The organism is Streptomyces sp. NPDC093586 (assembly GCF_044764905.1).
Classification (GTDB): Bacteria; Actinomycetota; Actinomycetes; order Streptomycetales; family Streptomycetaceae; genus Streptomyces.
Map to the genome: position 1 here is coordinate 47,184 of NZ_JBIWJA010000028.1, position 25,372 is coordinate 72,555.

The following is a 25,372-nucleotide window of genomic DNA, read 5'->3' on the forward strand; positions in this document are numbered from 1 at the left end:
ACGGGTGCCGCGGGGACGGCCGGGTCACTCTACGAAGCGGTGCCTCGGGTGCGTGGCCGGGGGCGTCCCGACGACCCTGGCCTGTCCGCGGCCGCGTCGGCCCGCCGGAGTGCGGATCCAGCCGGAGACCGGCTCGGCGCCGGCGCTTTCGACACCCAGGGGCCGCGGTTCAGGGAACCGTCTCGCCCCGCACCAGCGGACCGCACACCGGCTGGACGCCCTCGGGCAGGGCGTCCGGCTCGCACCAGCGGGCCTCCAGGATCTCGAGCGGGTCGAGGCGCAGCTCGCCGCCCAGCAGACGGGCCTCGTACGCCACCTCCAGACGGGTGCGCAGGCCGCTGTTCAGCATGACCAGCCGGCCCACCGCCACGTCCAGGCCGGTCTCCTCCCTGACCTCGCGCACCACGGTCGCCCGGAAGTCCTCGCCCTTGCGCGCGAAACCGCTCGGCAGGCCCCACTGGCGGCCCGGCGGCCACATCCGGTGCCTCAGCATCAGCACCCGCCCCTCGTCGTCCCGCACGACGCCGGTCACGCCGACCACGAACTTGGCGTTCAGGAGCCACATGACGCGGCTCTGCAGCGGGCGCAGGAGGCGCCAGAGGCGGGCAAGGAGTCGTCTCACCCCGCGGACGCTACCTCCTCGGCGGCCGGCCCCGGCGGGCGCGTCCCCGACCGCCGGGTGGACGTCCGTTGACAGCCGCACACCCCGCCGACGACAGTTGCATGACAGGGCCATGCGCCTGACCGGGTCCATTGCCCTGGACTGTGTCGTACATTTTGATGAACGACATCGACCCGTAGACCGTCATCGACCCGCAGACCGTTCCGGAGTCCTCGTGAGCACCTCCCGCGCCACCCCCGGCACCTCCTCCCCGGCCGCCCCCGCCACGGGCCCCGAGGCGGCGCAGGCCGTCGGCCACGCGCCCGCGCCAGGTGGTGCCCCGACCGGCCGGTGGGGTGCCCTCGGCCCGGTCGGACTGGTCCTCGCCGGCGGCGTCTCCGTGCAGTTCGGCGCCGCGCTGGCGGTGAGCCTCATGCCCCGGGTCGGTGCCCTCGGCGTGGTGACGCTGCGCCTGGTCGTGGCCGCCGTCGTCCTGCTCCTGGTCTGCCGGCCCCGGCTGCGCGGCCACTCCCGGACCGACTGGGGCACGGTCGTCGCCTTCGGCATCGCCATGGCCGGCATGAACGGCCTCTTCTACCAGGCCGTCGACCGCATCCCCCTCGGCCCCGCCGTCACCCTGGAGGTGCTCGGCCCGCTCGCCCTGTCCGTCTTCGCCTCCCGCCGTGCGATCAACCTGGTCTGGGCCGCGCTCGCCCTGGCCGGCGTCTTCCTGCTCGGCGGCGGCGGCTTCGACGGCCTCGACCCGGCCGGTACCGCCTTCGCGCTCGGGGCGGGGGCCATGTGGGCGGCGTACATCGTCTTCAGCGCGCGCACCGGCAGGCGCTTCCCGCAGGCCGACGGGCTGGCCCTCGCCATGGCGGTCGGCGCGGTGCTGTTCCTGCCGCTGGGCATCGCCGAGGCGGGGACCGGGCTGATCGACCCCGTGACGCTCGGACTGGGCGCCGGGGTGGCCCTGCTCTCCTCCGTCCTGCCGTACACCCTCGAACTGCTCGCCCTGCGGCGCCTGCCCGCGCCGACCTTCGCCATCCTCATGAGCCTGGAGCCCGCCATCGCCGCGGCGGCCGGCTTCCTCGTCCTCGACCAGGCCCTGACCGCCACCCAGTCCGCCGCCATCGCCCTGGTCATCGCGGCCAGCATGGGCGCGGTGCGGACCCAGGTGGGGCGCCGGAGGGCGAAGGCGCTCCCCGAGGTGTCCTAGGTCCTGTCGGCGAACTCCCGTCTGCCTGGCGCCGCCCTGCACGCTCCCCCCAGAGGGGGCCCACTCGCCGCACCGGCCCCTGACCCGAGTACATCCCGTACGAGGGTCAGGGGCCGGCACTCCCCCAGCCTCCGGCCGGGGGCCCGGAGCACGCACCTGACGCCGCCAGACCCGCCCTCCGGGCGGACGACGGGAGTTTGACGACAGGACCTAGGCACCCGGGGGCCGCCCGACGTCCCGGTCACCCCGCCCGAGCCGGGCGGCAGCCGCACCGCATAGGCTGCGTACCTGGTCAGCTCATCGGGATCATGGGGAGGGAACCGATGAATCACACGGCCGAGGTCTTCCAGCCCTTGCAGGGCGACGATCCGCGCACCGTGGCCGGTTACCGTCTCGCGGCCCGGCTCGGCTCGGGTGGCATGGGGCGGGTCTACCTGTCGCACACCCGGGGCGGCCGGCCCGTGGCCATCAAGGTCGTACGGTCGGAACTGGCCGACGACCAGACCTTCCGGCGGCGCTTCGGCCGGGAGATCAAGGCGGCCCGGAAGGTCAAGGGTGCCTACACCGCCGAACTGATCGACGCCGACCCGGACGCCACCCCGCCCTGGCTGGCCACGCTGTACGTGCCCGGGCCCTCCCTGTCGGACGCGGTCGCCCGGAGCGGGCCGCTGCCGGTGCCCGCGGTGCTGTGGCTGATGGCGGGGGTCGCCGAGGCGCTGCAGGCCATCCACGGCGCGGGGATCGTGCACCGGGACCTCAAGCCCGCGAACGTCCTGCTGGCCGCCGACGGGCCGCGGGTCATCGACTTCGGTATCTCGCTCGCCGCCGACAGCACCGCGCACACCGCCACGGGCACCACCATCGGCACGCCCCAGTACATGGCCCCCGAACAGGCCACCGGGGGCGCCGTCACGGCGGCCACCGACATGTTCTCCCTCGGGCAGACGGCCGCATACGCGGCGCTGGGCAGGCCGCTGTACGGCGACGGCCCGGCCGCCACCGTGCTCTATCGGATCGTCCACTCCGAGCCCGACCTGTCCGGGCTGCCCGAGCGTCTGCGCGACGTGCTCGGCCGGTGCCTGGCCGCCGAGCCCGGGGAACGGGCCACCCCGGCGGAGATCGTCGAGTGGTGCCGCCGGGAGCTGGGCCGGGACGACGCCGGGGAAGCGGCGGGCCAGGCCGTGTGGCGGGAGATCGCCGGGCCGCCGGTGACGGTTCCGCCGCCGGTCGCGGCCACCGGACCGGCGACCGTCGCGGCTCCGGCCGCGGCCCCGGGGCGGACCGCGACACACACGGCGCCGTGGACCGCCCCGCAGGGGACCGCCCCCCTGCCCTGGCCGGGTGCCGCCGGACCGGGCGGGCCGCTCGTGCCGCGGCGGCCGGACGGGCCGCAGGAGCGCAAGCGCCGCAGAAGACGCGGCGCCCTGGTCTCGGCCGCCGCCGTCGTCGCGTGCGGCCTGGTCGTCCTGGCGGGCTCGGCGCTCCTCGACGCGACGGAACGGGGCCTCGACCGGGCCCGGGACGCGGCGGCGTCCGCCTTCGCCTCGGAGTCCGCGCCGGCACCCGGATCCGCGTCCGGCACGCCCCGTCCGGTGGCGGAGGGGTCGTCGGGGGCCGCCGCAGGCTCCGACGGCTCCGCCGCCGGGACGGCGCTGCCGCGGGCCCACGCCTACGGCGGCCTGCTGGTGAACGGCGACAACTCGATCAGTCTCACCAAAGGCACGATGCGCGAGGACCGCAAGGGGGACATCCGCTTCGACTGCAAGAACGCCGGCTGCGCGCTGGAGAGCGACTCCAGCGTCTTCATGATGCTGTTCGGTAACCCGGGTGCCACCTATGAGGAGTGCCACCGGATGACCGCCGGCCGGAAGGCCTCCCATCGTCTTCCCCTGGCCGCAGCATCCGCCGGCCAGGAGATCTGCCTCAGGCGGAACAACGGGGACATCGCGTTGCTCGTCGTCCAGGTGAAATCGACCGCCATGCCGGACTCCGCCTTCGTCACCATGGACACGACCGTCTGGCCGGCGAAGAAGGACTGAGCCATCCCCACGGAGCCGCCCTTCCAGGCGCCTCCAAAAATCATGCAAGCGTGCTTGATTGTTATTCACACCTCTGCCATGCTCCTCCCCACCGCGCCGCACGCCGCCGTGCCCGAGGGGAGCGCCCGTGTCCGATCCGACGCCCGTGATCGACGACCTGCGTGACGAGAGCGAGGAACTCGACGCGCTGGTCGCCCGGCTGGGCCCCGAGGAGTGGCGGCTCGCCACCCCGGCGCCCGGCTGGACGGTCGCCCACCAGATCGCGCACCTGAACTGGACCGACCGGGCCGCCCTGGTCGCCGTCACCGACGAGGACGGGTTCGAGGGGCTGATCGAGCAGGCCCTCGCCGCGCCCGACCGGTACGTCGACGACGGCGCCGAGGAGGGGGCGAAGCAGGACCCCGCCGCGCTGCTGGCGTCCTGGCGGCAGGACCGCGCCGCCCTCGACGCGGCACTGCGCGCCGCCGCCCCCGGCGCCCGCTTCCCCTGGTACGGCCCGCCCATGGCCACCGCCTCCCTGGCCACCGCCCGCCTCATGGAGACCTGGGCCCACGGCCTCGACGTCGCGGCGGCCCTCGGCGCGTCCCGCCCGCCCACCGACCGCCTGCGGCACGTCGCCCGCATCGGCGTCCGGGCCCGGGACTTCGCCTACGCGGCCCACGGCCTCACCCCGCCCGCCGAACCGTTCCGCGTCGAACTCACCGGCCCCGGCGGCGACCTGTGGACGTACGGCCCCGAGGACGCCCCGCAGCGGGTCACCGGCCCCGCGCTCGACTTCTGTCTGCTCGCCACCCAGCGCGCCCACCGCGCCGACCTCGCCCTCACCGCCGAGGGCCCGGACGCCGACCGCTGGCTGGACATCGCCCAGGCCTTCGCCGGACCGCCGGGAGCGGGACGCGAGCCCAAGGGGACCCGGCGGTGACGCGGCCGCTCCGCGTCGGCAACGCCTCCGGCTTCTACGGCGACCGCTTCGACGCCATGCGCGAGATGCTCACCGGCGGCCCGCTGGACGTCCTCACCGGCGACTACCTCGCCGAGCTGACCATGCTCATCCTCGGCCGCGACCGGCTCAAGGACCCCGGTGCGGGGTACGCCCGCACCTTCCCGCGCCAGCTGGAGGAGTGCCTGGGCCTCGCCCACGAGCGGGGCGTCAGGATCGTCGCCAACGCCGGCGGCCTCAACCCCGCCGGACTCGCCGACGCCGTACGCGCCCTCGCCGCCCGGCTCGGCATCCCCGTGCGGGTCGCGCACGTCGAGGGCGACGACCTCACCGCCGCCCATCCGGGAGCGCTGGCCGCGCACGCCTACCTCGGCGGCTTCGGCATCGCGGAGTGCCTGCGCGCGGGCGCCGACGTCGTCGTCACCGGGCGGATCACCGACGCCGCGCTGGTCACCGGGCCCGCCGCCGCGCACTTCGGCTGGGCGCCGACGGCGTACGACCGGCTCGCGGGCGCGGTCGTCGCCGGGCACGTGCTGGAGTGCGGGGCGCAGGCGACCGGCGGCAACTACGCCTTCTTCCGGGACGGCGACGTCCGGCACCCCGGCTTCCCGCTCGCCGAACTGCACGCCGACGGCACCTCGGTCATCACCAAGCACGACGGCACCGGCGGCTTCGTCGACGTCGGCACGGTGACCGCCCAGCTGCTGTACGAGACGGGCGGCGCCCGGTACGCGGGACCGGACGTCACCGCCCGGCTGGACACCGTACGGCTCACCCAGGACGGCCCCGACCGGGTGCGGATCGACGGCGTGCGCGGCGAGGCCCCGCCGCCCACGCTCAAGGTCGGCCGCAGCCGGCTCGGCGGCTTCCGGGGCGAGGTCGTCTTCGTGCTCACCGGCCTCGACGTCGAGACCAAGGCCGCGCTCGTGCGGGAGCAGATGGAACCCGCCCTGGCCAGGATCGCCGACGTGCGCTGGGAGCTGGTCCGCACCGACCGGCCGGACGCGCCGACCGAGGAGACGGCCGGCGCCCTGCTGCGGCTCGTCGTCCGCGACGCCGACCAGCGGGCCGTCGGGCGGGCGCTGAGCGGGGCAGCCGTCGAACTGGCCCTCGCCAGCTATCCGGGCTTCCATGTGGCGGCCCCACCCGGAAAGGGCGCCCCCTACGGGGTCTTCGAGGATGTGTACGTCCCCCACGGCGCCGTCGACCATGTGGCCGTCCTCCACGACGGGCGCCGGATACCGGTGCCACCGGCCCAGGACACCGCCGTACTCGCCGCCGTACCCGAGCCGCCCCTGCCCGAGCCGCTGCCCGCGGGGCCCCGCAGACGCGCGCCCCTCGGGCTCGTCGCCGGGGCCCGCAGCGGCGACAAGGGCGGCGACGCCAACGTCGGCGTGTGGGCCCGCACCGACGAGGCCTGGCGCTGGCTCGCGCACGAACTGACCGCCGACCGGTTCCGCGAGCTGATCCCCGAGGCCCGCGACCTGCCCGTCACCCGGCACGTGCTGCCGAACCTGCGCGCCCTGAACTTCGTGGTCGAGTCGCTCCTCGGCGAGGGCGTCGCCGCCCGGCACCGCTTCGACCCGCAGGCCAAGGCGCTCGGCGAATGGCTGCGCGCCCGCCACCTGGACATCCCGGAGGTACTCCTGTGACGGTCCTGCCCACCGCCGTCGACCCGGCCGCCCCCGAGCACCGGGCCCACCGCGAGGCCATGCTCGCCAAGCTCGCGGAGCTGGCCGCCGAGCACGCCAAGGCCCTCGCGGGCGGCGGCGAGAAGTACGTCGCCCGGCACCGGGAACGCGGCAAGCTGCTCGCCCGCGAACGCGTCGAGCTGCTCCTCGACCCGGACACGCCCTTCCTGGAGCTGTCGCCGCTGGCGGCCTGGGGCAGCGAGTACACCGTGGGCGCCTCCCTCGTCACCGGCATCGGCGTGGTCGAGGGCGTGGAGTGCCTGATCACCGCCAACGACCCGACCGTGCGCGGCGGCGCCAGCAACCCCTGGTCGCTGAAGAAGGCCCTGCGCGCCAACGACATCGCCCTCGCCAACCGGCTGCCCTGCATCAGCCTGGTCGAGTCCGGCGGTGCCGACCTGCCCTCCCAGAAGGAGATCTTCATCCCCGGCGGCGCGATCTTCCGGGACCTCACCCGGCTGTCGGCGGCCGGCATCCCGACGATCGCCGTCGTCTTCGGCAACTCCACGGCGGGCGGCGCGTACATCCCCGGCATGTCCGACCACGTGATCATGGTCAAGGAGCGCGCCAAGGTGTTCCTCGGCGGGCCGCCGCTGGTCAGGATGGCCACCGGCGAGGAGAGCGACGACGAGTCGCTGGGCGGCGCCGAGATGCACGCCCGCGCCTCCGGCCTCGCCGACCACTTCGCCGTGGACGAACCGGACGCCCTGCGCCAGGCCCGCCGCGTCGTCGCCCGCCTCAACCACCGCAAGGCGTACGCCGACCCGCCCCTCGCCGAGCCGCCGAAGTACGACCCCGACGAACTCCTCGGCATCGTCCCCGGCGACCTCAGGACCCCCTTCGACCCGCGCGAGGTCATCGCCCGGATCGTCGACGCCTCCGACTTCGACGAGTTCAAGCCCCTGTACGGGACCAGCCTCACCACCGGCTGGGCGAGCCTGCACGGCTACCCGGTCGGCATCCTCGCCAACGCGCGGGGCGTCCTGTTCAGCGAGGAGTCGCAGAAGGCCGCCCAGTTCATCCAGCTCGCCAACCAGCGCGACATCCCGCTGCTCTTCCTGCACAACACCACCGGCTACATGGTCGGCAGGGAGTACGAGCAGGGCGGCATCATCAAGCACGGCGCGATGATGATCAACGCGGTCAGCAACAGCCGCGTGCCCCACCTCTCCGTTCTCCTCGGCGCCTCCTACGGCGCCGGCCACTACGGCATGTGCGGCCGCGCCTACGACCCCCGCTTCCTGTTCGCCTGGCCCAGCGCCAAGTCCGCCGTCATGGGCCCGCAGCAGCTCGCCGGCGTCCTGTCCATCGTCGCCCGCCGGTCGGCCGCCGCGAAGGGCCGGCCGTACGACGACGAGGCGGACGCGGCGCTGCGCGCCATGGTGGAGCGGCAGATCGAGGCCGAGTCGCTGCCCGTGTTCCTGTCCGGGCGGCTCTACGACGACGGCGTCATCGACCCGCGCGACACCCGCACCGTTCTCGGCCTGTGCCTGTCGGCCGTCCACACCGCGCCCTACGAGGGCGCGCGCGGTGGCTTCGGCGTCTTCCGGATGTGAGGTTCCCCGTGATCAGCACCGTCCTCGTCGCCAACCGGGGCGAGATCGCCTGCCGGATCTTCCGCACCTGCCGCGAGCTGGGCGTCCGGACCGTCGCCGTGCACTCCGACGCCGACGAGAACGCCCTCCACGCGCGCGTGGCCGACGCCGCCGTCCGCCTGCCGGGAACGGCGTCCGCCGACACCTACCTGCGCGGCGACCTGATCGTGAAGGCCGCGCTCGCGGCCGGCGCCGACGCCGTGCACCCCGGCTACGGCTTCCTCTCCGAGAACGCCGGCTTCGCCCGCGCCGTCACCGACGCGGGCCTGACCTGGATCGGGCCGCCACCGGAGGCCATCGAGGCGATGGCGTCCAAGACCCGCGCCAGGGAACTGATGGGCATCGCGCCCCTGGGCGAGGTCACCGAGGCCGACCTGCCGGTCCTGGTCAAGGCCGCGGCGGGCGGCGGCGGACGCGGCATGCGCGTCGTACGGCGCCTGGCGGACCTCGACGCCGCGCTGACCGCCGCCCGCGCGGAGGCGGCGAGCGCCTTCGGCGACGGCGAGGTGTTCACCGAGCCCTACGTGGAGAACGGCCGCCACGTCGAGGTGCAGATCCTCGCCGACACGCACGGCACGGTCTGGGCCCTCGGCACCCGGGACTGCTCCCTCCAGCGCCGCCACCAGAAGGTGATCGAGGAGGCCCCGGCACCCGGCCTGACCGCCTCGCTCACCCAGGACCTGTACGAGCAGGCCGTGCGCGCCGCCCGCGCCGTCGACTACACCGGCGCCGGCACCGTGGAGTTCCTGGTCGCCCCCGGCGAGAAGACCCACTTCCTGGAGATGAACACCCGCCTCCAGGTCGAACACCCCGTCACCGAGGCCGTCTTCGGCATCGACCTGGTCGCCCTCCAGCTCCGGATCGCCGAGGGCCACGCCCTCGCCCCCGAGCCGCCGAGCCCGCGCGGCCACGCCGTCGAGGCCCGCCTGTACGCCGAGGACCCGGCGAACGGCTGGGCCCCGCGGACCGGCCGCCTGCACCGCCTCGCCGTGCCCGACGGCATCCGCCTGGACACCGGCTGCACCGACGGCGACGACATCGGCGTCCACTACGACCCGATGCTCGCCAAGGCCGTCGCCCACGCCCCCACCCGCGCGGAGGCCGTCCGCAAGCTCGCCGGCGCCCTGGAACGGGCGGTGATCCACGGCCCGGTCACCAACCGGGACCTGCTCGTGCGCTCCCTGCGCCACGAGGAGTTCACCGCCGCCCGCATGGACACCGGCTTCTACGACCGCCACCTCGCCGCCCTCACCGAGCCCGCCCCCGACCCCCTCGCCCCGCTGGCCGCCGCCCTCGCCGACGCCCACGGCCGCTCCCGGTTCGGCGGCTGGCGCAACCTCCCCTCACAGCCGCAGACCAAGCGGTACGCCGTGGCGGGCGAGGAGCACGAGGTCCGCTACCACCACACCCGCGACGGCCTCACCGCCGACGGCGTCCGCGTCGTCCACGCCGACGCCGCACGCGTCGTCCTCGAAACGGACGGCGTCCGGCGCACGTACGGCATCTCCCGCTACGGCGACGAGATCCACGTGAACACCACCGCCCTCACCGCCCTGCCCCGCTTCCCCGACCCCACCACCCAGCACGCCCCCGGTTCCCTCCTCGCCCCCATGCCGGGCACGGTCGTCCGCGTCGCGGAGGGCCTGACGGAAGGCTCCCCCGTCGAGGCGGGCCAGCCCCTGCTGTGGCTGGAGGCGATGAAGATGGAACACCGGATCACCGCCCCGGTGACGGGCGTCCTGGCCGCCCTGAACGCCGAGCCCGGCAGGCAGGTGGAGGTCGGCGCCCTCCTGGCCGTGGTCGAGGGGGACGCCGGTTAGGGGCGCGGGGCCGTATCGAACATGCGGCTCCACCGCGTGAGCGCGAGCAACCACACACGACCCGCACCCGAAGGAGCCCCGTGACCACCCTCATCGAATCCGAAGAGCACAAGTCCCTCCGCACCGCGGTGGCCGCCTTCGCGAAGCACCACCCCCGCACCGACGACAAACAGTTCTGGCAGGACGCGGCCAAGCTCGGCTACATCGGCGTCAACCTGCCGGAGGCGTACGGCGGCGGAGGCGGCGGCATCACCGAACTCTGCCTCGTCCTCGAAGAGATGGGCGCCGCCGGCACCCCCCTGCTGATGATGATCGTCTCCCCGGCGATCTGCGGCACGGTGATCTCCCGCTTCGGCACCGAGGCCCAGAAACGCGCCTGGCTCCCCGCCCTGGCCGACGGCAGCCGCCTGATGGCCTTCGGCATCACCGAACCCGACGCCGGCTCCAACTCCCACCGCATCACCACCACCGCCCGCCGCGACGGCGCCACCGGCGACTGGATCCTCACCGGCCGCAAGGTCTTCGTCTCCGGCGTCGACATCGCCGACGCCACCCTGATCGTGGGCCGCACCGAAGACGCCCGCACCGGCAGGCTCAAGCCCTGCCTGTTCATCGTCCCCCGCGACACCCCCGGCTTCGGACGCCGGCGGATCGACATGGAACTCGCCGCCGCCGAGAAGCAGTTCGAGCTGACCCTCGACGACGTCCGGCTGCCCGCCGAAGCCCTCGTCGGCGACGAGGACGCCGGCCTCCTCCAGCTCTTCGCCGGCCTCAACCCCGAACGCATCATGACCGCGGCCTTCGCGATCGGCATGGGACGCCACGCCCTCACCAAGGCCCTCGCGTACGCCCGCGAACGCACCGTGTGGAAGACCCCCATCGGCGCCCACCAGGCCATCGCCCACCCCCTCGCCCAGGCCCACATCGACCTCGAACTCGCCCGCCTGATGATGCAGAAGGCCGCCCACCTCTACGACGCCGGCGACGACATCGGCGCGGGCGAGGCGGCCAACATGGCCAAGTACGCCGCCGGGGAGGCCTGTGTGAAGGCCGTCGACCAGGCCGTGCACACCCTCGGCGGCAACGGCCTCACCCGCGAGTTCGGACTCGCCTCGCTGATCACGGCCGCGCGCGTGGCCCGTATCGCCCCGGTCAGCCGGGAGATGATCCTCAACTACGTCTCCCACCAGACCCTCGGCCTGCCCAAGTCGTACTGACCCGGCGACGACGTGCCCCCCGCGCTCCTCCACCCTGAACCGAGGGACCGCCCGTGACCCTGATCGCCCGCACCCGCACGCGGGGAGTCGAGACCCTCGCCCTCGACTCCCCGCACCACCGCAACGCCCTCTCCGCCGCCCTCGTCACCGCCCTGGCCGACGCGCTCACCGAGGCCGGCGAGGACACCGGCGTCCGCGCCGTCGTCCTCACCCACACCGGCACCACCTTCAGCGCCGGCGCCGACCTGCGGGACCCGCCCCGCCCGGACGCGCTCGCCGCCCTGCTCCGGCAGATCGTGGAGCTGCCCAAACCGGTGATCGCCCGGGTCACCGGACACGTCCGCGCCGGCGGCCTCGGCCTGCTCGCCGCCTGTGACATCGCGGCGGCCTCCCACGCGGCCACGTTCGCCTTCACCGAGGTCCGCATCGGCGTGGCACCCGCCGTCATCAGCCTCACCGTGCTGCCCCGCGCCGACCCCCGCGCCCTCGCCCGCCACTACCTCACCGGCGAGCGCTTCGACGCCGCCGAGGCCGTCCGCACCGGCCTGGTCACGGCGGCCGGCGACGACGTGGACGCCGTGCTCGCACCCGTCCTCGACGGTGTGCGCCGTGCCTCACCCCAGGGCCTGGCCGAGACGAAACGGCTGCTCACGACTAGGGTGCTGGAGACCTTCGACCGGGACGCGGCCGGCCTGACCGCGCTCTCGGCCCGGCTGTTCTCCTCCCCGCAGGCACGGGAGGGGATGACGGCCCTCCTCGAACGACGGGATCCGGAATGGGTGGTGTGAGCACGGCCGACCGTGCCGGACGAGTACCCAAGCAGGACCGCAGCCGGGCCACCCGGCAGCGGCTCCTGGAAGCCGCCGTGGCCTGCCTCGCCGAACACGGCTGGGCCGGCTCCACGGTCTCCGTCGTCGCCGAACGCGCAGGCGTCTCCCGCGGCGCCGCCCAGCACCACTTCCCGACCCGCGAGGACCTGTTCACCGCCGCCGTCGAGTACGTCGCCGAGGAACGCTCCACCGCCCTGCGCGCCCTGTTCCCCGGCGGCGCGGCGGCCGGCGACCGCCGCGCCGTGGTGGCCGCCCTGGTCGGCCTCTACACGGGCCCGCTGTTCCGCGCCGCCCTCCACCTGTGGGTCGCCGCCTCCGACGAGGAGCAGCTGCGCGGCCGGGTGACCGAGCTGGAGGCCCGCGTCGGCCGGGAGAGCCACCGCATCGCCGTCGACCTCCTCGGCGCCGACGAGAGCCGCCCCGGCGTCCGCGAGACCGTCCAGGGCCTCCTGGACATGGCCCGCGGCCTCGGCCTCGCCAACCTCCTCACCGACGACACCGCCCGGCGCGAACGGGTCGTCGCCCAGTGGGCGGACCTGCTGGACCGGGCACTGGGCTGACCCGCCCCGGACCCCGACCCGGACCTCGACCAGGACCGTGCTCCGGACCTCGACCAGGACCGTGCTCCGGACCTCGACCAGGACCGTGCTCCGGACCCCGACCCGGACCTCGACCAGGACCGTGCTCCGGACCTCGACCAGGACCGTGCTCCGGACCCCGACCCGGACCTCGACCAGGACCGTGCTCCGGACCGCGCTCCGGGCCCCGACCAGGACCCCGTTCCGGGCCCCGGCCCGCCCGGCGCTTCACGGGGCGAGCCGCTCCACCCGCCAGCCCCCGTCGCCCTCCGCCACGTACCGCAGCCGGTCGTGCAGCCGGTTCTCCCGGCCCTGCCAGAACTCCACCGTGCGCGGCACCACCCGGAACCCGCCCCAGTGCGGCGGCACCGGCACCCGCTCGCCCTCCGGATAGCGCGCCGCCAGCTCGGCGTACGCGGAGTCCAGGGCGTCCCGGCCGGGCACCACCGCGGACTGGACGCTGGCCCACGCGCCCAGCTGGGAGCCGTGCGGCCGGGTCCGGAAGTACGCGGCGGTCTCGTCCCGCCCGGTCCGCAGCGCGACACCCGACACGATGACCTGGCGGGCCATCGGATGCCAGGGGAACAGCAGCGACACGTGCGGGTTCTCGCCCAGCTCACGCCCCTTGCGGGAGTCGTAGTTGGTGTAGAAGACGAAGCCCCGTTCGTCGAAGTGCTTCAGGAGCACCGTGCGGGAACTGGGCCGGCCCTCGGCGTCCGCCGTGGAGACGACCATGGCGTTCGGCTCGAACAGGCCGGCCTCCGTCGCGGCCTGCTTGAACCAGCGCGCGAACTGCTCGACGGGCGTGGCGGCGAGCTCGCTCTCCAGGAGCCCGTCGGCCCGGTACTGCTTGCGCATCGAGGGAAGATCGAAGGGGACGGCATCGCGGTCGGTCACATCGGCCATCCTGCCGTACCGAGGCACCCCCGTCCGGGGTGTCCTACGTCACGGAGTGGCACTGAGTGCCGCAACCCCTCCCCAAAGGTGGCACCCGGGGATATCGTGCTGGTTCCGTCCCGGCCGGATGAGCCCCGTCCGGACGGGGCATCACACGGGTGACCGCAGGGACCGCGAGCCGCGACACGGCCGTGGATCCATGGGGACGACCGCACCGCCCCCCGCGCGTCGCCACACATCACGACCACGAGGAGCCGCCTGATGTCCGATTTCGTACCCGGGCTAGAGGGAGTCGTCGCGTTCGAGACGGAGATCGCCGAACCCGACAAGGAGGGCGGCGCCCTGCGCTACCGAGGGGTCGACATCGAGGACCTGGTCGGACACGTCTCCTTCGGCAACGTGTGGGGCCTGCTCGTCGACGGCGCGTTCAACCCCGGCCTGCCGCCCGCCGAGCCCTTCCCCATCCCCGTCCACTCCGGAGACATCCGCGTCGACGTCCAGTCGGCGCTCGCCATGCTGGCCCCGGCCTGGGGCCTCAAGCCCCTCCTGGACATCGACGCCGAGCAGGCCCGCGACGACCTCGCCCGCGCCGCCGTCATGGCCCTGTCCTACGTCGCCCAGTCCGCCCGCGGCCAGAGCCTGCCCATGGTCCCGCAGCGCGAGATCGACAAGGCACGGTCCGTCGTCGAACGCTTCATGATCCGCTGGCGCGGCGAGCCCGACCCCAAGCACGTGGCCGCGGTCGACGCCTACTGGACCTCCGCCGCCGAGCACGGCATGAACGCCTCCACCTTCACCGCCCGCGTCATCGCCTCCACCGGCGCCGACGTGGCCGCCGCCCTCTCCGGCGCCGTGGGCGCCATGTCCGGTCCGCTGCACGGCGGCGCGCCCTCCCGCGTCCTGCACATGATCGAGGAGATCGAACGCACCGGGGATGCCGAGGGATACGTCAAGAGGACCCTCGACGCCGGCGAGCGCCTCATGGGCTTCGGCCACCGCGTCTACCGCGCCGAGGACCCCCGCGCCCGCGTCCTGCGCCGCACCGCCCGCGAACTGGGCGCCCCGCGCTACGAGGTCGCCGAGGCCCTGGAGAAGGCGGCCCTGGCGGAGCTCCACAACCGCCGTCCGGACCGCGTCCTGGCCACCAACGTCGAGTTCTGGGCGGCCATCATGCTGGACTTCGCCGAGGTCCCGGCCCACATGTTCACGTCCATGTTCACCTGCGCCCGCACGGCCGGCTGGTCGGCCCACATCCTGGAGCAGAAGCGCACGGGCCGCCTGGTCCGCCCCTCCGCCCGCTACACCGGCCCGGGCCCCCGCGACCCGCGCGAGGTCGAGGGCTACGAGGACATCGCGGACTGATCCCCGTCAGACCCCGCAGAACGCAGACGACCCGCGAGTCTGGTTCCTCCGTGGAGGAGCCGGCCGGACGTACCGGCGACTCGCGGGTCGGGTGACTGCTGGGAATTGGGGCCGGCTGCGCGCACCGTTCACGCGCTGGTCCGGCACCGCACTCCGTGTGGTGCCGGGCCGCTAGCCCGCAGCCACCTCACGCGTCCGGGATTCATACATTCGCCGGATCACCTCCTTTCGGTGTAGGGCACACCCTAAGAACCGGTCTCCGTCCTATCAAGCTATTTTTCGAGTAGCAGGTCGGCTCTGCTCACGGCGGATGTCATACCCGTACCCGTCGCCTCGTTGCAGCAGCTGCAGATGCTGGTGGGAGACGTTGATCCGCCCCGCCGGCGTCGTGAGGCTGTGTTGCCCCCTGGACCTGACCGAGACCCGACCGGTCCACGTGCCCGCCCACCTCCCGCGGGGCAGCATTGCTCGCACGAGGTCTCCGGTGACGAAGCCGAAGTGCTGCTTGGCTCGTGATCGCCGTAGGCGGGGAAAGCCGTACCGGTCCGGAGTCGTCCGCGCGTACGAGCCCCGTCCGGTGGCCTTGGCCACCAGCACCTCCCCGGCGAACCGTACGATCCGGTCCCCGCCCTCGTGATCGAGCGGCCCGACCGAGAGCGCGCCCAAAGTGTGCGTTTTGCCCAGTCCGCCCGGGTTCGACTACGCGGCGATGACCATCGCCGGCGGTGTGGTGGAGCAGGCCGAGCAGTGCCTGCGCAACACCGGGGCCGCGCTGGCCGAGGCGGGCTGCACGTTCGCGGACGTGGTGCGGGTGCGGTACCTGCTGCCCGAGCGGGAGGACTTCGAGCCGTGCCGGCCCGTACTGCGGCGGGTGTTCGGCGAGGTGCGGCCGACGGCCACGAGGGCGGTGTGCGGGCTCGCGGACGAGCGGATGCGCATCGAGATCGAGGTGGACGCGCGCCGGGGGCCCGTCGGGCCCGGCTCGGGACTGCGGATCGAGGCCGTGGACGGCGACGCCATGGCCGAGGAGTGGCGGCACGTCCACAACGAGATCGTCCCGCCCGCCGCAATGAGCCTGGACGACGTGCGCGAGCGCGCCGGCCGGTACCGGCTGGAGAACGCCTACCTGGGGGACGCGCTCGTCAGATGTTCCACCGTGCGGCCGCCCGAGGGGGAGGAGCGGGTGGCGACCGTGATCGCCCGGGTGCTGCCGGCGTTCCGGGGGCGGGGGATCGGCGCGGCGCTGTACGAGCGGGGGCTGGCGCACGCGCGCGGGCTGGGCGCCGGGGCGGTGGAGACGGTGGTGCCGGCGGCCGACGAGGACGGGCTGCGGTTCGCCGCGGCGCGGGGGTTCACCGAGCGGGAGCGGTACGTCCTGGACGGCGGGAGCGACGAGTGGGTCGATCTACGGCTGGCGGCCGGGGCGTGACGGCGGGACCCTTGATGACAGGGACGTATGCCGGATTTCCGCCGTGCAACGATTTCCGCAATCTTGCGGGAACCCGGTGTGTGCTGCATCACGTTCGAGTTGAATGAAGGCCAGTGGACGAACCGGCGTACGGTACGGCGGACGCAGCCTGCAGGGGGTTCAGGTGAGTGCTTCCCGGCGTAGTGGGACCACCGACGAGCTGGGGCCGGACGAACCGGAGCAGCCCGAGCGGGACGGTGCGGATCTTCTGGCCGCGCTCCTCGACGGGATGGACGCGGCGCTGTGCGCCTTCGACGCGGAGGGGGTCGTCACCCACTGGAACCGTGAGGCGGAGCGGATCCTGGGCTGGACCGCTGCCGAGGCCGTGGGGCGGCGGGGGTTCGCCGGCTGGGCGGTGCGCAGCGCGGACGCCGGGGAGGTCGAGGAGCGGCTGCTGTCCGCGATGCGCTCCCCCGGGCGACAGGTGAACGAGTTCGCGTTGCTGACGAAGGACGGCGGGCGGGTGCTGGTGCGCACCCAGTCGGCGGCCGTGCGCGGCCCGGACGGCAGACCCGCGGGGGTGTACTGCGCGTTCAGCGAGGTGCACGCGCAGATCGACCTGGAGCGGTCCATCGCGTTGAGCGAGGCGCTGCTGGAGGATGCGAGCTGGGGCGTCGTGCTCGTGGACGTGGATCTGCGGCCGGCCGTGGTCAACGACCACGCGGCGCGCGCGCTGGGCGCCGGCCGTACGTCGGTGCTGGGCCGGCCGCTGGGCGATCTGCTCTCCCAGGGGGTGGAGGAGCTGGAGAGCGCGCTCACGCACGTCCTGGCGGAGGGCGCGCCGCCGGCGCCCGCCGAGGTGTGGGTGAGTGTGCGCGGCCCGGAGGGGGAGCGGCGGCGGTGCTGGCGCAGCGGGTTCGTGCGGCTGGCCTCGCCGCTGGCGGAGGAGCCGGTGCCGCTGGGCGTCGGCTGGCTGTTCCAGGACGTCACCGAGGCCAAGCAGGGTGAGCAGGAGGCGGCGCTGCTGCGATTCCGCGCCAATCAGCTGCACCGGGCGGCGCGGGCGGCGGCGGAGTGCGAGGACCCGGCGGAGGCGGCGACCGTGCATCTCGACTTCGCGCTGGCGGGGTTCGCGGACCACGCGTTGATCGACCGGGTGGCGGGCGGGGCGCTCGAGGATTCGGGGGCGGCGGATCCGGTCCGTCTGGTCCGGGTCGTGACGACGCCGTCCGGTGCGCCGGGGACCGGTCTGCCGTCCGGTGCGGCCGGGCTGCCGGTGCGGTACGCCGAGGGGCATCCGGCGCTGCAGTGCGTGGAGCGGGTCGGTTCGGTGCGGGCCAGCGCGGGCGTCGGTGGGGTGCCGCACGAGCAGGCGCGCCGGTGGGCCGAGGCCCGGCAGTGGCCGGCGGACACGGTGCACGCCCTGTGCACGGTGCTGCGCAGCCGGGGGCGGACGCTGGGGGTCGTGACGTTCCTGCGGGGCGCGGGCCGCAGCGCGTTCGAGCGGCCCGACGCGATGTACGCGGAGGACGTGGCGGTGCGCATCGCGACGACGCTGGACCTGGCGGCGGCGGTGGTCGAGGAGTAGGCGCACTCCTCGGGTGCCTGGGTGCCCGGCGTCGCGTGCCGGGGGCCGGTGACGCGTCGTCGGCGAGGCGCTCATGGCGGGCGTGGGCGGGGACGCCGCCGGGGTGAGACGCTGCGCCGGACGGAATCGGCCCGGTGACCGGCCGCCGGTGCCCCGGGCCGGTGCTGACCGACGGCCGGGCGTCCGCGGGTCAGTGGCGGTAGAAGATCCGGTCGCCGTACTCCGTCATGACGCGGCCGTTCCACTCGTGGCCGCCGTCCACGTTGCCGGAGCGCAGCAGCGGCGGCTCGATGCCGTACTCGGCGAGGGTGCCGGCCGCCGTGGCCATCACGGCCTGCATCAGTGCCGTGGTGACGACCGTGGACGCGGGCGCGAAGGGCGCCGGGACGGTGTCGAGGGTGAGTTCCGCGTCCCCGACGGCGATCTTGGAGTCGAGGACTATGTCGCAGTGGTCCTTCAGGAAGGTGCCGGAGGTGTGCCGGGACCTGGTCTCGGCGGCGTAGGCCACCGAGGTCACGCCGATGACCTTCACGCCGAGGGCGCGGGCGTTCATGGCCATCTCCACGGAGAGCGCGTTGCGCCCGGACAGGGAGATGATCACCAGGGCGTCGCCCTCGCGCAGGGGCGAGGAGTCCAGTACGGCGCTCGCGAGGCCGTCGACGCGCTCCAGGGCGGAGCCCAGCGTGGCCGGCATGACGTCGACGCCGACGACGCCGGGCACGGCGAGCAGGTTCATCAGGGCGAGTCCGCCGGCGCGGTAGACGACGTCCTGCGCGGCGAGGGAGGAGTGACCGGCGCCGAAGGCGAAGAGGCGGCCCCCGTCGCGGACGGTGTCGGCGAGCAGGGTGCCGGCCGCCTCGACGGCGTCGGCCTCCTCGTCGCGGACGCGGCGCAGCAGGTCGATCGCCGCGTCGAGGAACTGGCCGGCCGGCTTGCGGTCGCTCATGCGGGGCCCCTTCGGTGTGGCTGCGTCGCGGATCACCGTGCGGTCTGGACCTGTGCGGTGTCAATACGGCCGGGCGGGCCGTGTCGGGCCGTGTCCGGTGGTGCCGGACGTCCCGGCGGCCCCCGGCGAGGGACGCTTGTCGGTGGTATGCGTCAGAATTGGAACCAGGGCCAGCGCACGCGCCGGTGGGCCTCCGCCTCCGGCAGATCTCACCAAGGGGCACGTATGTCCGGACTGATCGACACCACGGAGATGTATCTCCGCACCATCCTCGAGCTGGAGGAGGAAGGTGTGGTCCCCATGCGTGCCCGGATCGCCGAGCGGCTCGACCAGAGCGGTCCGACGGTCAGTCAGACGGTGGCGCGGATGGAGCGCGACGGTCTGGTGTCCGTGGCGGCCGACCGGCATCTGGAGCTGACCGACGAGGGGCGTCGGCTGGCCACGCGCGTGATGCGCAAGCACCGGCTCGCGGAGTGCCTGCTCGTCGACGTGATCGGCCTGGAGTGGGAGCAGGTGCACGCCGAGGCCTGTCGCTGGGAGCACGTGATGAGCGAGGCCGTCGAGCGCCGCGTGCTGGAGCTGCTGCGGCACCCGACCGAGTCGCCGTACGGCAACCCGATCCCGGGTCTGGAGGAGCTGGGCGAGGCGGACGGCGCCGACCCGTTCCTGGACGAGGGCATGGTCTCGCTGGCCGACCTCGGTCCGGGTCCCGAGGGCAAGACGGTCGTCGTGCGCCGCATCGGCGAGCCGATCCAGACGGACGCGCAGCTGATGTACACGCTGCGCCGGGCGGGTGTGCAGCCGGGCTCGGTGGTGAGCGTGACGGAGTCGGCGGGCGGTGTGCTGGTCGGCAGCGGCGGCGAGGCGGCCGAGCTGGACGCGGACGTCGCCTCCCACGTGTTCGTCGCCAAGCGCTGAGCGTCCGCGCGGGCCGGCCGCGGGCCGTCGGGCGGCCGGTGGCGCGGGGGCGCGGCGCGGGGGTGTTCCGTGCCACCGCGTCGATCCCGTCGTTTCCGGGCGGGGTGCGCCGAATCGCAGCGGTCGCGCGTCTCGCGTGCGAGGCTGTCGCGTGGAGCGGCGGGCGTGAGGCTCCGGGCGGTGGGTGACAGCGATGTCGGCCCCGGCCGGAGAGGGGAGGGATCATGCCGGAGAGACGGAGAGGGCCCCGGCGCCTGGTGGCGCCGGGGCCTGTCCTCCCCTGTGCTGACCCGGAGCCCCGAGCTCTCAGGGTCAGTCCCCTCGGACCGTTTTCCCCGAGCGGTCCGCCCCCCGCTGAAGATCTCCCCCCGGCGGCGGCGATCAATCCCTGAGGGGTGTCACTCGAAGGAGGGGTGTTGCCCGGCGAACGGCGTTTTCGAATGCCCATTCGATACTCTGCGGTTGTCGGACACGAACGGCCCGGACGACAGGCACCGGCCAGGACCAGCGCGGAGACGGACGAAGCGCGGGGACGGCAGGGCGCAGGCACGACAGGGCGCGACACTTGGGGGTGCCAGGACCTATGGCGCGGCGCATCGACGTGACCGGGGCGGGCGGCGTACGCCTCGCCGCCTGGGAGTTCGGCGACCCTCCCAAACCCGACGGGACGCACGGGACGGACCCGGCGGACGGCAGCGGCGGCTTCCCGGGCGTGCTGTTACTGCACGGCCTGATGGGCCGCGCGTCGCACTGGGCGCCCACGGCCCGCTGGCTCTCCGCGCGCCACCGGGCCGTCGCCCTCGACCAGCGAGGCCACGGCCGCAGCGACAAACCCCCGCGGGGCGCCTACACCCGGGAGGCCTACGTCGAGGACGTCGAGGCCGCCCTGGAACAGCTCGGTCTCGCCCCGGCCGTCCTCGTCGGTCACGCCATGGGGGCGCTCACCGCCTGGCAGCTCGCCGCCAGACGACCCGACCTGGTCCGCGGCCTGGTCGTCTGCGACATGCGGGCCTCCGCGCTCGGCGGTGCCTCGCAGCAGGTGTGGGCCGAGTGGTTCCGGGCCTGGCCGGTCCCCTTCGCGACGCTCGCCGACGTCCGCAAGTGGTTCGGCGAGGACGACCCGTGGGTGGAACGGCCCAATCCGGCCCGGGGCGATTTCTACGCCGAGGTGATGGCCGAGTCCCCGGACGGCTGGCGCCCGGTCTTCGAACCCGAGCAGATGCTGCGCTCCCGCGAGACCTGGGTCCACGACGCCCACTGGGAGGAGCTGGCCCAGGTCCGCTGCCCCACCCTCGTCGTGCGCGGCCTGGACGGCGAGCTCGGCCGCGCGGAGGCGCAGGAGATGGTCCGCGTCCTGCCGCGCGGCCAGTACGCGGAGGTCGCCGACGCCGGCCACCTCGTCCACTACGACCAGCCGGAGGCGTGGCGGGCGGCCATCGAGCCGTTCCTGGACGCTCTCGGAGAGGGGTGAGGCGGGGTGGGCCGCCCCGCCCCGGTCATCCCTTGCTGACGGCCGACAGGATCTCCGGCAGCCGCCGGGCCGTCTGCGGTGCGGCCAGACGCAGGCCGAGCAGGGTGAGCACCGCGCCGTACACCGCGCCCACCGGCAGCAGGACCGCGCCCCACCCGTCGCCGCCCTCGCGCAGGTGCGGCCAGACGGTCAGCGCGATGACCGGCGCGCACAGCAGGGCGGCGCCCACCATCCCGCCGAAGAGGGAGATCCAGGGCAGTCCGGCCTGACCGGGGACCACGTTCTTGTGGCCCTCCTGCGGAACGGAGTACGGGAAGCGGGCCGAGGCCCAGGCGCCGGTCGTCGGCATCGCGCCGAGCAGCGCGAAGGACAGGCCGAGCGCCTCGGGCAGCTTGTCCCCGTCGTCGAGCATCGCCGTGGTCAGGACGGTGACGAGGGTGGCGTACGGCAGGGTGATCAGCAGCAGGGCCAGCGCGCGGGCCCGCAGCTCGACGTACGCGTCCCGCGTCGAGGAGATCGTCATCGCGACGATCCAGAAGACGGACGTGTCCTGGCCGAACTGGTTGTACATCTGGATGCCGAGCATCCCGGCGGCGAAGCAGGCGAAGCAGGCGAAGCAGACCGAGCCGGTGCCCTGCCAGGCGTTGAACACCGGCACGATCAGGCCGATCAGCTGGAGCGCGGCGAGGAGCAGGACGACGACGGCCGAGGCGACGTAGGCGGCCCGCCGTCCGCCGGACCGGCGCAGCCCGTTGCGCAGCAGGGACAGTCTCAGCCGGACGAACACGGCCGTGAGGGGCGTGGCCGGGGCGGCGGGGGCGGCCGGCGTGACGGGGGCGGTCCGGGCGCTCATCGCACCCCGCCGCCCAGCCGGTCGAGGTCGCTCCCGGCGTTCCGGGCGTCGGCGCCCACGAGTTCGAGGAACGCCTCCTGCAACGAGGCCGCTCGGCCGCGCACTTCGCCGAGCGTGCCGGTGCGCGGATGCGGCCGGCGGCCATGACGGCCATGACGGCCACCCAGTCGCACAGCGACTCCACCAGCTCCATCACGTGCGAGGAGAAGACGACGGTGGCTCCGGACGCGGTGTAGCGCTCCAGGACGCCCCGGATCGTCTGCGCCGACACCGGGTCGGCGCCCTCGAACGGCTCGTCCGGGAACAGCACTTCGGGGTTGTGCAGCAGTGCGGTGGCGAGGCCGATCTCCTTGCGCATGCCGGTCGAGTAGTCGACGACCAGCTTGTGCTGGGCCCCGGCCAGGTCGAGCACGTCCAGCAACTGCGTGGCCCGCCTGTCCACCTCGGCCCCGGGCGGTCCGCGCAGCCGGCCCGAGTAGACGAGCAACTCCCGCCCCGACAGCCGTTCGAACAGCCGCAGTCCCTCGGGCAGCACCCCGATCCTGGCCTTCACCTCGACCGGATCGCGCCACACGTCGTGCCCGGCCGCCTCGACCGCCCCCTGGTCCGGCCGCAGCAGCCCGGTGACCATGGAGAGCGTGGTGGTCTTCCCGGCCCCGTTCGGTCCGACGAGCCCGATGAACCTGCCCGCGGGCAGCTCCAGATCGATCCCGCCCACGGCGACCTGCTGCCCGAACCGCTTCCAGAGACCCTGAATCCGTACGGCACTTGTGCCCACCACGTCTCCCTCCGCCGGCAAGAACCCTACGGGGAGGGAGAGCGCCCCGAAGGGGCGCGGGCGACCGAGGACGACCGGAGGCCGCCGACGGGCACAGGTCACGCGGACGAGAGGACGCCCCCTACCGGTCCCTGCCGCACCGGTCCCTGCCGCACGCGTACGCCAGCGGCGAGATCAGCTCCTCCACGTCCGGCAGCCACCGGTTCGCCGCCGTCGGCCGGCACACCCACTGCACGGCCCCCCGCGTCCCGTACCGCGTCGGCGGCGCGACCACGTACGCGCCCTCGCCCGACGCGGTCAGATCCAGGGCCGCCGGCGACCACCCCAGCCGCCGGACGAGACCGGACACCTTCACCGTGGCCCCCGGCAGGACGAAGAACCGCATCCGCCGGTCCGGCGCCAGCGTCACCGGACCGAGCGTCAGCTCCATCCGCTCCATCCGGGCGAGCGCGAGGAACCCCGCGGTCTCGGGCACGTCGATCACGTCGAAGGTCCGCCCCGTGGGCAGCAGCACCGACGCAGCCGGTCGCTGCTGCCACATCCGGCGGACGGCGGCCGCGCTGCCGGCCGCCTGCGTCGCCCAGTCCTCGCGCGCCGGGTGTGCGCCCGGGGCGCCGCACGCCGCCTCCCCGCAGGAGCAGCGCTGCACCCCGCCGTCGGTTTCCAGCCAGGTCCCGGGAAGCACGTCCCAGTGGCGTTCCTCTGCGTAACGGACGGCGGTCTCCAGCAGCGACGTTCCGCGCTGCAGCGGGACATGAGCGGTTTCGGTGCCCGGGATGGTCTCTTCCACGTGGAACTCAACTCCCGTGCCCACCACGGGTTACGGCCCCCGCGCACGGGGGCCGGAGCGTCCCCCGCACGCGCGGGGGAGGAGCACCGGTCCCGCATCCGGGGCGCACGGGTGCACGTTCGGGGGCGCGCGGGAGGATCCGTGGCCCGAGCCGGGTAACCACGTCTGGGGTCGGCTCCGGCCGTCACCCGGCAAACCTCGCAAGCCTCGCATTGTCGGCACATCGACGGGGCATTGATCTCCACGGCCGGACATCTCCCGTTCCGCCGAGACAGCATCGAGACCGCATGGGGGTACGCCATGGCCGCAAGGCCTCTCGTCGCGCGACAGCCCAACGAACGGCTGCAGGCGCTCATTCAGGAAGCGGGCTGCTCGAACGCGGGCCTGGCCCGCCGGGTGAACATGTGCGGCGTCGAGCACGGCCTCGACCTGAGGTACGACAAGACGTCGGTGGCCCGCTGGCTGCGCGGACAGCAGCCGCGCGGCCGGGCCCCGGCGATCATCGCGGAGGCGCTGGGACGCAAGCTCGGCCGTACGGTCACGATCGACGAGATCGGCATGGCCAACGGCAAGAACCTCGCGTCGGGCGTCGGTCTCCAGTTCTCGCCGACGGTACTGGGGGCCATCGAGCAGGTCTGCGAGCTGTGGCGCAGCGACGTGGGGCGGCGGGACTTCCTGTCCGGCTCCTCCGTCGCCGCCTCCGCGCTGGTCGAACCGAGCCGCGACTGGCTGATCTCCGCGCCCGACCCGCAGGTGGCGCGCTCGGCCGGGCCGCGGGTGGGCCGGTCCGACGTGGCGGCCGTGCGGGCGATGACGCAGTCGCTGGTGGACCTGGACCACCAGTACGGCAGCGGGCACGTGCGCCCGGTCGTCGTGCACTACCTCAACAGCGTCGTCTCCGGGCTGCTCGCGGGCTCCTACCGGGAGACGGTCGGACGGGACCTGTTCGCCACGGTCGCCCGGCTGACCGAGCTCGCCGGGTACATGGCCGTCGACACCGGGCAACCGGGCCTGGCCCAGCGGTACTACATCCAGTCGCTGCGGCTCGCGCAGGCGGCCGGCGACCGCGGATACGGCGGCTACGTCCTCGCCGCGTCGATGAGCCACCTGGCCGCGCAGCTCGGCAATCCGCGCGAGATCGCGCAGTTGGCGCGCGCGGCGCAGGAGGGCGCGCGCGGGCGGGTCACCCCGCGCGCGGAGTCGATGTTCCACGCGGCCGAGGCGCGCGGCCACGCCCTGCTCGGCGACGCGCGGTCGGCCCAGGCGGCCGCCGGGCGCGCGGTCGAGGCGATGGAGGCGGCCGACGCGGCCTCGGGCGACGACCCGGCGTGGATCGCGCACTTCGACCAGGCCTACCTGGCCGACGAGTTGGCGCACTGCCACCGGGACCTCGGGCAGGCCGACGCGGCGGCGCGGTGCGCCGAGGAGTCCCTGGCCGGGCACCCCGAGTCGCGGGCCCGCAGGCGGGCCATCGGCCATGTGCTGCTCGCCACCGCGCAGGTGCAGCAGCGGGAGATCGAACAGGCCTGCCACACGGCGCTGAAGGCCGTGGACCTGCTGGAGACGCTGCGCTCCAACCGGGGCGCCGAGTACCTGGAGGACTTCCAGCAGCGCCTGGAGCCCTACCGGGAGGAGGCGGTGGTGCGGGAGTTCGGGGCACGGCTCGACCTGCCCGCCGCCGCGTGAACCGACGGTCCGCCGGCGTGTGAACGTGCGGTGGAACTCCGTGCGGGAAGCGGAAAGGAACGTAAACAGCGTGCCGAGGCCCGGTTTCGTTACTGCGGAGGCGGGGAAGTGGATCATGCCCCATGCGGCGTGGCAGCGGGCTCGG

The 25,372-nt window shown here is 74.3% G+C and carries 19 protein-coding genes and 2 pseudogenes; 15 read left to right on the forward strand and 6 right to left on the reverse strand.

Going from position 1 to position 25,372, the window contains the following annotated elements; translation table 11 throughout:
* Positions 1-169: 169 nt before the first annotated feature.
* Positions 170-622, reverse strand: a complete 453-nt coding sequence (locus ACIRFH_RS25810) for an NUDIX hydrolase (protein WP_403525266.1) — start codon at positions 620-622, stop codon at positions 170-172.
* A gap of 214 nt (positions 623-836) precedes the next feature.
* On the opposite strand from ACIRFH_RS25810, the gene ACIRFH_RS25815 reads away from it, so the two are divergent.
* The 9 genes from ACIRFH_RS25815 to ACIRFH_RS25855 all read left to right on the forward strand — a co-directional run bounded on the left by ACIRFH_RS25815 (position 837) and on the right by ACIRFH_RS25855 (position 12,512).
* Entirely contained in the window at positions 837-1,820 is a 984-nt protein-coding gene (locus ACIRFH_RS25815; RefSeq protein WP_403525269.1) for an EamA family transporter, read from the forward strand.
* 323 nt (positions 1,821-2,143) lie between these two features.
* Entirely contained in the window at positions 2,144-3,859 is a 1,716-nt protein-coding gene (locus tag ACIRFH_RS25820; RefSeq protein WP_403525272.1) for a serine/threonine-protein kinase, read from the forward strand.
* A 127-nt stretch (positions 3,860-3,986) separates the two neighbouring features.
* Complete coding sequence (locus ACIRFH_RS25825; RefSeq protein ID WP_403525275.1) at positions 3,987-4,781, forward strand: TIGR03084 family metal-binding protein; 795 nt, start codon at positions 3,987-3,989, stop codon at positions 4,779-4,781.
* Complete coding sequence (locus ACIRFH_RS25830) at positions 4,778-6,451, forward strand: acyclic terpene utilization AtuA family protein (RefSeq protein ID WP_403525278.1); 1,674 nt, start codon at positions 4,778-4,780, stop codon at positions 6,449-6,451. Before ACIRFH_RS25825 ends, ACIRFH_RS25830 begins: the two co-directional genes overlap by 4 nt.
* The gene (locus tag ACIRFH_RS25835) at positions 6,448-8,046 is read left to right on the forward strand and encodes an acyl-CoA carboxylase subunit beta (RefSeq protein WP_403525281.1); all 1,599 of its coding nucleotides are present in this window, start codon (positions 6,448-6,450) and stop codon (positions 8,044-8,046) included. Before ACIRFH_RS25830 ends, ACIRFH_RS25835 begins: the two co-directional genes overlap by 4 nt.
* An 8-nt stretch (positions 8,047-8,054) precedes the next feature.
* On the forward strand, positions 8,055-9,905 hold the full coding sequence (locus tag ACIRFH_RS25840; RefSeq protein ID WP_403525284.1) for an acetyl/propionyl/methylcrotonyl-CoA carboxylase subunit alpha: 1,851 nt from the start codon (positions 8,055-8,057) through the stop codon (positions 9,903-9,905).
* Positions 9,906-9,985: 80 nt separating this feature from the next.
* Complete coding sequence (locus ACIRFH_RS25845) at positions 9,986-11,122, forward strand: acyl-CoA dehydrogenase family protein (RefSeq protein WP_403525287.1); 1,137 nt, start codon at positions 9,986-9,988, stop codon at positions 11,120-11,122.
* Between the two features lie 53 nt (positions 11,123-11,175).
* Positions 11,176-11,910 carry an enoyl-CoA hydratase family protein gene (locus tag ACIRFH_RS25850; RefSeq protein ID WP_403525290.1) on the forward strand — a complete coding sequence of 245 codons (735 nt, stop codon included), beginning with the start codon at positions 11,176-11,178 and terminating at the stop codon, positions 11,908-11,910.
* Positions 11,898-12,512, forward strand: coding sequence for a TetR/AcrR family transcriptional regulator (locus tag ACIRFH_RS25855; protein ID WP_403525293.1), 615 nt, complete (start codon positions 11,898-11,900; stop codon positions 12,510-12,512). Before ACIRFH_RS25850 ends, ACIRFH_RS25855 begins: the two co-directional genes overlap by 13 nt.
* A gap of 246 nt (positions 12,513-12,758) precedes the next feature.
* Here ACIRFH_RS25855 and pdxH read toward each other — a convergent pair whose 3' ends face one another.
* The gene (pdxH, locus tag ACIRFH_RS25860) at positions 12,759-13,436 is read right to left on the reverse strand and encodes a pyridoxamine 5'-phosphate oxidase (RefSeq protein WP_403525295.1); all 678 of its coding nucleotides are present in this window, start codon (positions 13,434-13,436) and stop codon (positions 12,759-12,761) included.
* Positions 13,437-13,688: 252 nt separating this feature from the next.
* Here pdxH and ACIRFH_RS25865 point away from each other — a divergent pair, with 252 nt between their 5' ends.
* The 3 genes from ACIRFH_RS25865 to ACIRFH_RS25875 all read left to right on the forward strand — a co-directional run bounded on the left by ACIRFH_RS25865 (position 13,689) and on the right by ACIRFH_RS25875 (position 17,785).
* Positions 13,689-14,789 (forward strand): citrate synthase 2, encoded by a 1,101-nt coding sequence (locus ACIRFH_RS25865; protein ID WP_403525298.1) that lies wholly within the window; start codon positions 13,689-13,691, stop codon positions 14,787-14,789.
* Positions 14,790-15,498: 709 nt separating this feature from the next.
* Positions 15,499-16,218 (forward strand): GNAT family N-acetyltransferase, encoded by a 720-nt coding sequence (locus tag ACIRFH_RS25870; RefSeq protein ID WP_403525399.1) that lies wholly within the window; start codon positions 15,499-15,501, stop codon positions 16,216-16,218.
* Positions 16,219-16,321: 103 nt separating this feature from the next.
* Positions 16,322-17,785, forward strand: coding sequence for a PAS domain-containing protein (locus ACIRFH_RS25875; protein ID WP_403525301.1), 1,464 nt, complete (start codon positions 16,322-16,324; stop codon positions 17,783-17,785).
* A gap of 190 nt (positions 17,786-17,975) precedes the next feature.
* Here the strand turns inward: ACIRFH_RS25875 and ACIRFH_RS25880 are convergent, their stop codons facing one another.
* The gene (locus tag ACIRFH_RS25880; protein WP_403525304.1) at positions 17,976-18,731 is read right to left on the reverse strand and encodes an SIS domain-containing protein; all 756 of its coding nucleotides are present in this window, start codon (positions 18,729-18,731) and stop codon (positions 17,976-17,978) included.
* A gap of 225 nt (positions 18,732-18,956) precedes the next feature.
* Here ACIRFH_RS25880 and ACIRFH_RS25885 point away from each other — a divergent pair, with 225 nt between their 5' ends.
* Entirely contained in the window at positions 18,957-19,649 is a 693-nt protein-coding gene (locus ACIRFH_RS25885) for a metal-dependent transcriptional regulator (RefSeq protein ID WP_403525306.1), read from the forward strand.
* A 583-nt stretch (positions 19,650-20,232) separates the two neighbouring features.
* On the forward strand, positions 20,233-21,120 hold the full coding sequence (locus ACIRFH_RS25890) for an alpha/beta fold hydrolase (RefSeq protein WP_403525309.1): 888 nt from the start codon (positions 20,233-20,235) through the stop codon (positions 21,118-21,120).
* 25 nt (positions 21,121-21,145) lie between these two features.
* Here ACIRFH_RS25890 and ACIRFH_RS25895 read toward each other — a convergent pair.
* From ACIRFH_RS25895 to ACIRFH_RS25905, 3 genes and pseudogenes are all read right to left on the reverse strand, one after another.
* Positions 21,146-21,790 (reverse strand): annotated as a pseudogene (locus tag ACIRFH_RS25895) (transporter); the annotation flags it as partial.
* 179 nt (positions 21,791-21,969) lie between these two features.
* Positions 21,970-22,754, reverse strand: a pseudogene (locus tag ACIRFH_RS25900) (ABC transporter ATP-binding protein).
* A gap of 118 nt (positions 22,755-22,872) precedes the next feature.
* Complete coding sequence (locus ACIRFH_RS25905; RefSeq protein WP_403525312.1) at positions 22,873-23,541, reverse strand: bifunctional DNA primase/polymerase; 669 nt, start codon at positions 23,539-23,541, stop codon at positions 22,873-22,875.
* A 300-nt stretch (positions 23,542-23,841) separates the two neighbouring features.
* Here ACIRFH_RS25905 and ACIRFH_RS25910 point away from each other — a divergent pair, with 300 nt between their 5' ends.
* The gene (locus ACIRFH_RS25910) at positions 23,842-25,227 is read left to right on the forward strand and encodes a transcriptional regulator (protein ID WP_403525314.1); all 1,386 of its coding nucleotides are present in this window, start codon (positions 23,842-23,844) and stop codon (positions 25,225-25,227) included.
* Positions 25,228-25,372: the final 145 nt, after the last annotated feature.

Coding starts and splice junctions, on each gene's coding strand:
- ACIRFH_RS25820 (WP_403525272.1), top strand. CDS start 2,144: ATGAATCACACGGCCGAGGTCTTCCAGCCCTTGCAGGGCGACGATCCG.
- ACIRFH_RS25855 (WP_403525293.1), top strand. CDS start 11,898: ATGGGTGGTGTGAGCACGGCCGACCGTGCCGGACGAGTACCCAAGCAG.
- pdxH (WP_403525295.1), bottom strand. CDS start 13,436: ATGGCCGATGTGACCGACCGCGATGCCGTCCCCTTCGATCTTCCCTCG.
- ACIRFH_RS25865 (WP_403525298.1), top strand. CDS start 13,689: ATGTCCGATTTCGTACCCGGGCTAGAGGGAGTCGTCGCGTTCGAGACG.
- ACIRFH_RS25870 (WP_403525399.1), top strand. CDS start 15,499: ATGACCATCGCCGGCGGTGTGGTGGAGCAGGCCGAGCAGTGCCTGCGC.
- ACIRFH_RS25875 (WP_403525301.1), top strand. CDS start 16,322: ATGAAGGCCAGTGGACGAACCGGCGTACGGTACGGCGGACGCAGCCTG.
- ACIRFH_RS25880 (WP_403525304.1), bottom strand. CDS start 18,731: ATGAGCGACCGCAAGCCGGCCGGCCAGTTCCTCGACGCGGCGATCGAC.
- ACIRFH_RS25885 (WP_403525306.1), top strand. CDS start 18,957: ATGTCCGGACTGATCGACACCACGGAGATGTATCTCCGCACCATCCTC.
- ACIRFH_RS25890 (WP_403525309.1), top strand. CDS start 20,233: ATGGCGCGGCGCATCGACGTGACCGGGGCGGGCGGCGTACGCCTCGCC.
- ACIRFH_RS25910 (WP_403525314.1), top strand. CDS start 23,842: ATGGCCGCAAGGCCTCTCGTCGCGCGACAGCCCAACGAACGGCTGCAG.